This is a genomic window from Mesorhizobium sp. SEMIA396, from assembly GCF_024518615.1.
GTDB lineage: Bacteria > Pseudomonadota > Alphaproteobacteria > Rhizobiales > Rhizobiaceae > Mesorhizobium.
This window is the reverse complement of the sequence record NZ_JANIFC010000022.1, coordinates 32,741-43,195: the sequence shown is the minus strand read 5'-3', so window position 1 is coordinate 43,195 and position 10,455 is coordinate 32,741. Positions and strand designations below refer to the sequence as shown.

The following is a 10,455-nucleotide window of genomic DNA, read 5'->3' as shown; positions in this document are numbered from 1 at the left end:
CATCGTGCCGCCGAACTGCCTGTCTGGCTGCACAGATACAATTGGCATCGTCCACATGGCAGCCTAAAGTCAAAAACGCCTATCAGTCGCCTCGCCCTGATCGAGGACAACCTGTTGAAGCTCCACAACTAGGTCGTCCAGCATCACAGTGAACCGCGTACGTAGTATTTTGTCGTAGGCGGCATTCTGGATAGCCGGATACGGGCTCTTCACCCGCTGCACCACCGATTGCGGGATGATGTCGCGAGAAACATTCACGGATTTCGTGAAAAAAGTGTACCCGCCGAAGAGCCCTACTCGCGGGGGCGGTGCAGCACCACCTCGGTGTCACTGCTCGTGTTCATGCGATGGACTAGGCCGGCCAGCTGTTGACGCAGCTCGCGGTAGTTGTAAGTCTCACCCGTGTAGACGAGCACCAAGTCAGGTCGGCCATCCCCCTGGAGCATCCTCGGCTGGCGGCCGCCCTGGATATCGATGATTGCCAGGCGGTGGTGTCCCAGCGCCGCAGGCCCGCCGATCCAAGTCCCCTCGTCGTCCGGACCGTGGTTCGCTATGGTGGCCGTCATATCGGCAAGCTCCCTTCGCGCATCGGGACCTCCGAGGTCTCGATTGAAGTCGATCCATTCACAGATGCCGCACAGGTTATGTCGCCGCATTTGGGCGAAGCAGATATAAGGCCAGTGGGAAACCATCGAGGCAAAGTGACGGATCTAGCCCAGCTACGATCCGCATCCGACATTGTCGGACATCGGACAGCACCGCGATTCGCTGCATAGGAAGCCTGGAGTCGCGATTTCCCCTGGGGGAATCAGCGCATGAAAGGAGAGCTGGGTCGTGTCTGCCGAAATGAGAAATTGCTCCCCCTTATTGCATCACCGAGGAATGTTACCCAGCGCGATAGACGGACATGCCCTATCTCCCCCCGTTGCAGCTGAGGGAGATAGGGGCCAGCTCTTCATTCAACCCTCATGGAGGATGATCAGCCCAGCCATTTCCATGCGCCGGCCTTCACAAGCCGTGCACCATTCAGGTTCTTTTCCTTGAAGCGCGACGATCCTTGTCAGACGTCGCAACACTTGCTGCCGAGAGCACGAGCTCTTCCTCGAGCATGCCTTGATCTGCGCCTCGAACGGCTCGCACATGCTGGGTTTCAACGACTTCGCAGAGGTTGATATTCTGCAGTGACTTCGTCTCGCTGCTGCACGGCATTGACGCTGGGAGCCATGCTCGCGTGGCGCAATTGTGCTGAAGCCGGTGCCCACGGCAACGTTTCTTAACCCGCCCCAGATCCTGGCGTTTGGCTATTTCCGACATTCGTGTCCGGCTTCGGACAAAGGCCGGGTTTGCCGAACGGAGTCGCACCCAATTTCCAGTGCTGCTTGAGCAATAATATCGACCGGCATTACTGCACAACACGAAAGTTGCTGCAAAAACCGAAGTGAACCCAAGGCATCGGGTCAATTGGCATGGCGCTTGCGACTCGGTCGATAGAACGCAGTCAAAATCACGGTTGCAGACCATGCCTACCTCTCAAAGCTCGATAAAGCACGCGAGCAAAATTCCCCGTCTCCGCGGAAGCTCGTCGCCGTTAAACGTGCCTGCTCGGGGGCGGTCTTGCACAAGACCGGTCCGAGGCAACCACGCCAAGGCGCGAGGCTGCCGGAACTGTCGACCGAAGTCGATGCCGCTTCAGTTTAACCGAAAAATGCACCGTACCACTTTGGCCTGGAAGCAAATCAATGACCTATAGAAAGAACGTTCCTCTCGTGACCTTTCGCACGCGTGTTCGCGATGAGTCGATCGGGGGGCCAAATCCTTATCAGTGGGAGAACAAGACCTCCGACGATTATTTCGGGGGCAAGCGCATCATCCTGTTCTCGCTGCCTGGCGCCTTCACCCCGACCTGCTCGACCTTCCAACTGCCCGATTTCGAAAAACTCTATGATCAATTTCTGGAACTGCGAATTGACGCGATCTACTGCGTCTCGGTCAACGATGCTTTCGTCATGAATGCGTGGGGAAAGTCCTTGGGGCTGCAGAAGATCGAGCTGATCCCAGACGGGTCGGGCGAGTTCACGCGCAAAATGGGCATGCTGGTCGCGAAGGACAATCTGGGCTTTGGCATGCGCTCCTGGCGATACGCCGCTCTGATCGACGATGGCGTGGTGGAGCAGTGGTTCGAGGAGGAAGGCTTCTGTGACAACTGCGAGACGGACCCCTATGGCGTTTCATCCCCGCAAAACGTTCTCGACAAATTGAAGGCGGCGGCATGACCCAGAAGTGGAAAGTCTCACACAACCCAAGCACACACTAGAGCCTCCTCGGCAGATCACGGTTCAACATGCATCTCTCAGCAAGCCTGCTTCAACGCCAGAAGCAACGTATGGTCTTATCGCCTCAAGCCATTGAAGCTATTCGCTTGCTGCGATTGACGCATACTGAACTCCATCAGCTCGTGCAGCAGGCACTCGAGAAGAACCCCGTTTTGAAGCCTGACCCGTTTGACGACGATTCGCCGCTGCCAGGGGTGGATCAGCGGAGCAGTCAAAGCAGAAGCGAAATCGGCGAATCGCCCATTGGCGGGCCGTCTGGCGGGCGCGGGCAATGGAAGTCGCAACGCAGTAGCGGCAACGATCGACCTGCCGTCGAGGAGTTTACCGCCCACACCGAAACATTGCACGACCATGTCGCCCGCCAGGTCGCCCTCAACCCGTTCACCCCCCAGGAGCGGCTGATTGCCGGACAGCTCGCCGCTCATCTGGAGGACACTGGCTATCTTCAGGTAAACCTTTTCGATCTGGCCAGGACGTTAAACGTTCGGCAAGCTGATGTGGAACGGGTCATCGGAATCTTGCAGCAATTTGATCCGCCGGGCATTTTTGCGCGAACTCTCAGCGAATGCCTGGAGATTCAGCTGCGCCAGCAAGACCGGTTCGACCCGGCTATGGCAGCTTTGGTCGCCAATCTCGAGATGCTTGCACGGGGGGATTTTCAGGGATTGAAGCAGCGTTGCGGAGTCGACGAGGAGGATCTCCTCGACATGAGGAACGAAATCCGCGCGCTCGATCCCAAGCCTGGAGACCGGTTCCAGTCCGGGACGCCGGAAACCATCGTACCGGACGTCTGGGTAATGCCCAAGTCCGAAGGTGGATGGCGGGTGGAGCTTGATCCGGCCACGCTGCCCAAAGTGTTGATCAACCACACCTATGTCGCCGAAATCTCGCAGCTGACCAAGCAAAATCCGGAAGGCAAAGCGTTTCTCGACAATTGCCAGGAAAAAGGGAACTGGCTGATCAGCAGTCTCAAGCAGCGCGCTAAGACGATCCTTAAGGTTGCGACCGAAATCGTGCGCCAGCAGGATGCCTTTTTTACACACGGCGCCGCCCATCTGCGGCCTCTCTGTCTCAAAAATGTCGCTGACGAGATCGGCATGCACGAGTCGACGGTAAGCCGGGTGACTTCGAACAGGTACATGTTGACTCCGCGCGGGGTGTTCGAGCTGAAGTATTTTTTCGCTGCGCCAATCGCATCCTGCGAGGGCGGCGATGCGCACTCCGCCAAAGCTGTCTGCCATCGGATCAAGGCAATCATAGCCGAAGAATCGCTCGACAAGGTACATTCCGACGAAGACATCGTTGCTCAACTCAAGGAGACCGGCATCGATGTCGCTCGCCGTACCGTCACCAAATATCGCGAGGCGATGAACATCCCTTCCTCCATACGACGGCGCCGCGATAAGCGTTTGTCCGCAGCTGCGATCAAGCGAAGTGACTAACCGACATTCGTGGTCGGCGAGAGGCGACTCTCAACTTCCTCCGGGCCGAAGCAGCTTTCGAAGTCATGGCATTCCCCGCAACTGGGTGCTGTGCATGACGAAAAGCCTTCGGCCTCACACAGCTTGCGGTAAAAGTACTTTTTCCATTTCATGTTTTCTGTGTTGCCTGCCGCCAGCGCGGGAAAATGTCTGGCAAGCAGGCGGCTGAGCTCAGCGCGATTTGAGAGGCCAAGATCCCGCCAAAGATGGTCCATGCGCATCGCACGCCGGGCGATGATCTTGGCCAAGCGGGCGCTCGCCGGGTCGGCCGGCGCAGCATGCGCTAGCAGCAGCCGGCGTAGCAGTTCCTCTTCCAGTTCCGGCTCGGGCTCGCTCAACTCCTCCAAAGCGAATACGCTGCTGGAGGTAGACGGGAAAGTTGCGGCCAAGACATCACGCAATTCGACAGACGAAAGGCCTGTCCCCTCCGTCGCCAACACCTCGCCCGCCTGGACCTCCTCAAGCGAACGTGAATGTACGCAGGGCAGCACATGCTGATCGAAGCTCCTCCCTAGCTCGGACCCACGCCATTGCGCGCTGGATAGGCAGCCATCATCGTAACGGCCGGCTTCAGCTTCCGGCATGACAAAGCGCCTTGTTGACCGCAGGGATGATCTTGTCGCCCCAGAGCTCGATCTGGCGCAGCATCGTCTTTTGGTCGAAGTCGCCCAATTGAGTCTGAACTGCGATCTGGTCCGGTTTCAAGATATCGATCTCTTCCAGCAGGCGATCAATCACGCGATTTACGCTGCCAATCGGCAAATTTTTGCGCATGGTCTCGAAGGACAGATCCTGCTGGGTCGGTGTCTCCTGCAGCAGGTAGCCATCGTGGCTCTGTTGGCGACGCTGATGCAGGGCTTCAGAAAGCCGGCGCTGGAAGCGGGCATTGTCGAGATAGCTGTTGATCTCCAACTCGTCGTGGCTGGCATAGCAGCAGCGCAGCAGCGATATCTTGACGTCGGTGACGTTCTTTTCCTCGGATGCCGCCGCCCTCTCGACTGATTCACGCAGTGTGGTCAAAGTCTCTAAGCCGTCGTGGAAGGCTGTGACAAAAAAATTGTGCCCCTCGCGGTAGGCCCGAGCCATCCGTGCGGCTCCGCCAGCGATCCAGATAGGCGGCGTCGGCTGCTGGACTGTGCGGACCGAAATCGCTGTTGGGGGGATCTTCTCATACTGGCCGTCGTGTTCGAAGACGTTTTGGTTGAGGCCCTTGAGAATGATGTCCAGGTATTCCGAAAAGACGGCCGGCGCCTCATCGATGTCCACGCCGAACCGTTCGAACTCGAACTGCTGGTATCCCAAGCCTACGCCGAGCTCGAGACGGCCGTTCGCAACGATGTCGGCGAAGCCGATCTCGGACAGCAGGCGCTGCGGTTGGTAAAGCGGCAGCACGCAGACGGCAGTGCCCAGGCGAATCGTGCTTGTCAAGCCGCCGCAGTGCGCCACCATCATCAGCGGGGATGGTATGAGGCTGTAATTGTTGAAGTGGTGCTCAGCAAACCACGCGGTGTTGAACCCAGCCTGCTCCGAAGCGACGGCCTGTTCGATGGAGTTGCGGATGACGCTTTCTGAGGATTGGTGATAGCCACGCTGGGCGGCCAGAATGAAAGTGGCAAATTCCATGATTTCTCCTCGTTATAGACACGTCAGCCGACCGGGAATGTGCTCGGCATGCGCATGCTTGGATCTCAAGCACCTCAGGTGCGTCGTGGAGCCGAGGCTTCATAATGCTCGGCCGGTCGCCCTGCGAAGGCCTGGCAATTAACCTGCGGCCTCCGCAAAACATTCGTCATAGAGCTCGCTGGCGTTTCCCGCATCACCGAACGAGGTCCAGCCGCCGTCCACGTAGAGGATCGAGCCGTTGATGTATGAGGCGTCAGACGAAGCAAGGAAGAACGATGCATCTGCGACGTCTTCTGGCCGTCCCATCCTGCCCATGGGGATGCGTCGTCCGATTGCTGTCAGGTCGATGCGGCCGGCTTTGGCCAACTGAGCAAGTGCGGGCGTGCGGATGTGGCCAGGAGCGACGGTGGCTGTCCGAATTCCGACCGGCCCGAGTTCGGCCGCCATGCAACGGGTCAGCATATCCATCCCCGCCTTGGAGGCGCCGTAGGCATGGCGCGGCGCGAACGGCAGAAAGCTGTCGATCGACCCGAGATTGAGGATCACGCCGCCCGGGCGCATAGCCTTGATCGCTTCGCGCGCGCAGGTGAAGGCGCCGGTAAGGTTGACATCCAGGACGTGTTCGAGCTGTTTCGACAGTTGCTCGATCGCAGGCACAATCCTGTCGGCGGTATCAGCACTATTGACCAGAACATCGATATACCCGAAGCGTCCCCTCAGTTCTTCGAACATCGACACCACATCGCTCTCGACGGCCACGTCCAGCGATTTCGCCAGATGCTTGCCGGGGAGCGATGTAGCCAGCTCTGCCGCTGCAGTGCCATCTTTATCAGCAATCACGACGGTGTCGCCGTTCGCGGCAAAGCGGCGAGCGACGGCCGCGCCAATGCTTTTTGCGCCACCGGTGACGAGCACGATTCGCGCATCTGTGCATTCGGCCGGACAGGAGAGCTCGGCTTGGAGCGCACCATCCACCGGCGGGTGAGCATCCCCCGGCTGGTTGAATGACATCCAGCCTCCGTCGACTGCCAGCACCGAGCCGGTGATGTAGCGCGCCTGCGTGCTGCTCAGAAAACGCACGACCCTGGCGATCTCGTCGGGGCGAGCCAAGCGCCCCATCGGCACGCGGCGGCGTATCGCCGCGAGGTCCATTTTGCCAGCGCGTGCCAGTTCTGTGACCATTGGGGTGCGGACGGAGCCCGGCGCCACCGCCGTGACGCGGATTCCTCGCATAGCCCACTCGCATGCAAGGGACTTTGTCAACGAGATCACGCCAGCTTTCGAGGCTGCGTAGGCGTTGCGCCTGGGATTGCCGACCACGCCCGCCATCGAAGCCACATTGACGATCGCACCGCCCGGCTTCATGCGCCGCGCCGCTTCCCGGGCCATAACGAATGGCCCAATAAGGTTCACTGTCACGCCGCGTCGGAAGGTATCGACAGCGGTGTCGATGATCCTATCCATCGTGGGTCCAACCGCCGCATTGTTGATGAGGACATCGATTTGCGCGAACCGTGCTTCGACCTGGCCGAAAAGTGAGAGCATGTCCTTCTCTCGCGACACATCGCACTCCAGACCGACGTGCGGCGACCCGAGATCCCGAGCCAGTTCAACCACACCACTGCCCGGAAGGTCCACCGCAACTACAGTGTCTCCGTCCGCGGCAAGGATATCGACCAGGGCACGGCCGATCCCGCCCGCAGCGCCTGTGATGATTACGGTGCGTGCTGCCAGTTTCACGAGAGCTTCTCCACGATGACCGCTTGTGATCTCAGCCCATCAACCTTGGGCGGAATGAAGGGCCGAGCCAAATCGTTGCAGTGACCGCCAGTCGCGGCCCCACACAGATGTCGTTCCCGTAGGGCGCTCATCCTCCATTCCTACCCACTTATGCAGCTCCCAGTTGGGGACCCTCGACGCCATCTTGGTCGGTGGGGATGTGACCCTTGAGCAACTGGTAGATGGGATCGTCTGGATGTGGTGCTCCAATCGGCTGTCGCCGGCCGAACCTATCTGCCTCAAGAATCGCTGGCGGGATTTGCTCCTCAACCCAATCGTAGACGACTGTCCGTTCCGCAATTCGCCACTCGTCCTGCCTCTTCTGAAACAGATCGCAGTAACGGCCGCAAAGCAGCGTCTGACGTATTTCTTGGTCTGTATCCGGTCCGCGTTGCAGCGCGGTGAAATAGCTCTCGACCGCGGCCTCTGCTGAACTGATGAAGTCGATCAGGCTGTTCGTGATTTGATGGATGTTACGGTGCCCCGGCAGACCGAGAGCAAATTGGATGAAGTCCTCTGCCGGTCCGCAATAGGGACCGTGCCTGTCATACGCTTCGGGCCAGTATGCGCTACGCAGCGCCGCCTCATCGGCGCGGTCTATCCCGCGGCAGTACCGATACAGGCAGTTGCGGATCGCCTCTCGGTCACGCAGTTCGGTAATTTTCGCGTGGTCGACAGGGTCTGTCGCGAATTGTATGATTGTTTTGTCCTTCCCGATGCCAGTCTGCACTTTGCGTGTGTCTCTCTCTACAACTGAGTTAGCGGGGGGCTCGTCAACTTCCAGAGCTTGTTCGGGGCAGGCTCGTACCCCTTTTGAGGCAAGCAGTTGCTCCCCATCGGCAACATCAATATCACCGGGCAAGATGTAGCCGGCGTCATCAAGCTTGAAGACTCTCGGCGCCCGCGCCCAGCAGCGCGCATGACCCTGGCATCTGGCTTTATGTACGACGACACGCATAGCGAACTCCAATGTCGTTGGCTGAAACTTCAGGACCATTCCAGGATCAGATTCTCGATCCCGAACACATGGCCGCCGAAGGTGATAGGTTCAGTCCCTGTCTTGATCCGAAAGGCTGGGATGCGCGCCAGCCACTCCTCCAGGCCAATGACAATCTCCCGCCGGGCAAGGTGTGAGCCAAGACAACGATGGGGACCATAGCCAAAGGCAGCGTGCCGGTTGTCCTCGCGCGCCAGATCGATCTCATTCGGGCATTCGAATTCCGCCGGGTCACGATTGGCAATCATCGTGGCACAGGAAACATAATCTCCCTTGCGGATCGGCGCGCCTTTGAAGTCGACATCCTTCGTTGCCACTCGGATCATCTGAATGGTCGAATAGGCGCGCAGCAATTCTTCCGCAGCGACGGCAATCCGGTCAGGTTCGCTTCGTAGCAATTCCTGATCTTTGGGGTTGCGCGCGAGATGGGCCAAGTCGAAGCATATGGCTGCTGAGACCGTGTCGAGTCCCGCGACGAACACAAGCACGCCGATGCCACGGACTTCTTCGTCACTGAGCAGACGACCCTCGACCTTTGCCTTCACGATGAAGGTCATGAAATCATCGACCGGCTCCTTGCGGCGCTCGGTGGCAAGTTCGTCGATGAAGGCCACGATCGTCCGGGCTGCGGGTGGTCGTTGCTCCTTATCGCCGTGGAGCAGATCTCTAGCCCAGCCGACAAATGTTTCTAGTCCGTTGTCCGAAAGCCCAATAAAGCGAAGGAAGATATTGACCGCGAACGGAACTGCAAAATCCTTCATGATGTCGCAGCTCGTGCCTGATGCGGCGATCCTGTCGATCAGCTTGATCGCTCGTTCCCGGACAGCCGGCTCCAATGCCATTACCCGCTTTGGCGAAAGCAGCGGATTGAGCAGTGAGCGAAAAACACCGTGGAATGGCGGATCGAGCTCAAGCGGGATCATCGGCCAGCTCTCGCCGAGCACAGAGGCGAAGATGCTGCGATGGCTGGAAAACGTTTCGGTGTCCTGCAGCACCCGGCGCTGGTCGCTCGCGCGAGTGATGACCCAGGTACCCCGACCGTCGCGCGTGTTGCTGGTTGAATAAAAGATCGGAGGCCCGGCATGAACGCAAGCAACCGCTGCATGCGGATCCCCGTTAGCCGTCGGCAACATGCCGGGCGACGTAAACAGGTTGAAGTCCCTCACCATTTCGGGCGGGACATGATCTGGAACCGGCCGCGATTTAACCGCGCCAGAATCGAGAGACCGTTCATGAGATGCTGTCGGCATTTGCATGCAATCGTCGGTGCAAGCTCCGTGCCGAATTCGTCTTTCGATAATCCTTGCCGTTTGCTGGGCAACAGGTGGCGCCTGCGCTGACTTGCTGGTCGGGATTGCAACATTCTTGTCCAGCGTCGGACACAGAATGTAGAATGCTAGACAGCGACTTGGAGCAACTCAACTGGTGGGATCGCTAGCCGATCATGTGCCCGGGGAGCATCCAGTTCGAAAGCTTGCGCTAAGCGGCTTGGTGACTTGGCCGAGGTCACCAGGTGGAAACGACCAACACTTGGGGTGAGCCTAGTGGCGCTCCCCTCGATGATGTCTGGCGGGGTGGTTAGCCGCCTCCGTAGGACAAGATCAGTCTACACGAATGGACTATAGCCTCTCCTCGCATGCCTCATTGGCCGTCCTTCAGAGCCGGCCACACGAGCTTTTGTCTTTCAGCAGGGCGTTTTTCTCGCCAGCTACAGAGCCACACCGACGCCATTAATGAGCGTCCAGTCGACGGGTTGGATGGCCCTGTCCATCTTGCCCAGCACCTTGGCTTAGCATTTGCCGGTGCGGCGGAAGCCTTCAAGACGCAGTTCTTGACCTTCTCCAGATCAGCCTCGGATGGATATCGGCAAGGGTTCAGCTCGTCCTTTTGAACTTGCGCATCTTCGTGTTGGCCAACCCCAGGCCGCCCGACATATTTGCGGTCTATCCGGCACCTCAACTTCGAACAACCTTGCGGCAAGCTCTTGGGATAGCCCACGCTCGTGCCTCCACCACCCGCTCAGCAGAGCCAGATTTGTCGTTGATGGCACGGAACTTGCGGAGTCATTCGCAGATGCGTCACGGACCGAGAGTGTCGTCCCATGAATTCGATCACCAAAAAGGCCGCCCGACGTTGCTGGGACCGCCTGCAATTACCTTATCCCAGAATTGGGAGCAACGGCTTCAAAAGGGATAACTCATCACCTCAATTTTGTCGATCGCGCGGCCATCGAACCGCAGCC

General features: G+C 58.7%; 8 protein-coding genes and 2 pseudogenes. 3 read left to right on the top strand and 7 right to left on the bottom strand.

Annotated features, from left to right (window positions below):
* Positions 1-132: pseudogene (locus tag NP503_RS32450) on the top strand (IS481 family transposase); the annotation flags it as partial.
* Between the two features lie 161 nt (positions 133-293).
* On the opposite strand, the gene NP503_RS32445 reads toward NP503_RS32450, so the two are convergent.
* On the bottom strand, positions 294-566 hold the full coding sequence (locus tag NP503_RS32445) for a hypothetical protein (protein WP_199489650.1): 273 nt from the start codon (positions 564-566) through the stop codon (positions 294-296).
* Positions 567-1,739: 1,173 nt separating this feature from the next.
* On the opposite strand from NP503_RS32445, the gene NP503_RS32440 reads away from it, so the two are divergent.
* Positions 1,740-2,273: a peroxiredoxin gene (locus NP503_RS32440; RefSeq protein ID WP_063169380.1), complete on the top strand. Its 534-nt coding sequence runs from the start codon at positions 1,740-1,742 to the stop codon at positions 2,271-2,273.
* Between the two features lie 68 nt (positions 2,274-2,341).
* On the top strand, positions 2,342-3,775 hold the full coding sequence (gene rpoN, locus NP503_RS32435; protein ID WP_063169381.1) for an RNA polymerase factor sigma-54: 1,434 nt from the start codon (positions 2,342-2,344) through the stop codon (positions 3,773-3,775).
* Here the strand turns inward: rpoN and NP503_RS32430 are convergent.
* From NP503_RS32430 to NP503_RS32405, 6 genes and pseudogenes are all read right to left on the bottom strand, one after another.
* On the bottom strand, positions 3,772-4,398 hold the full coding sequence (locus NP503_RS32430; RefSeq protein ID WP_063169382.1) for a nitrogen fixation protein NifQ: 627 nt from the start codon (positions 4,396-4,398) through the stop codon (positions 3,772-3,774). The genes rpoN and NP503_RS32430 overlap by 4 nt on opposite strands.
* Positions 4,385-5,437: an LLM class flavin-dependent oxidoreductase gene (locus NP503_RS32425; RefSeq protein WP_063169383.1), complete on the bottom strand. Its 1,053-nt coding sequence runs from the start codon at positions 5,435-5,437 to the stop codon at positions 4,385-4,387. The genes NP503_RS32430 and NP503_RS32425 overlap by 14 nt, the downstream gene beginning before the upstream one ends.
* A 138-nt stretch (positions 5,438-5,575) precedes the next feature.
* Positions 5,576-7,177 (bottom strand): SDR family oxidoreductase, encoded by a 1,602-nt coding sequence (locus NP503_RS32420; protein WP_063169384.1) that lies wholly within the window; start codon positions 7,175-7,177, stop codon positions 5,576-5,578.
* 148 nt (positions 7,178-7,325) lie between these two features.
* Positions 7,326-7,913, bottom strand: a complete 588-nt coding sequence (locus NP503_RS32415) for a nuclear transport factor 2 family protein (RefSeq protein WP_050580531.1) — start codon at positions 7,911-7,913, stop codon at positions 7,326-7,328.
* Between the two features lie 138 nt (positions 7,914-8,051).
* Positions 8,052-8,174 (bottom strand): annotated as a pseudogene (locus NP503_RS32410) (ferredoxin); the annotation flags it as partial.
* A 29-nt stretch (positions 8,175-8,203) separates the two neighbouring features.
* Positions 8,204-9,382 (bottom strand): cytochrome P450, encoded by a 1,179-nt coding sequence (locus tag NP503_RS32405; protein WP_063169385.1) that lies wholly within the window; start codon positions 9,380-9,382, stop codon positions 8,204-8,206.
* Positions 9,383-10,455: the final 1,073 nt, after the last annotated feature.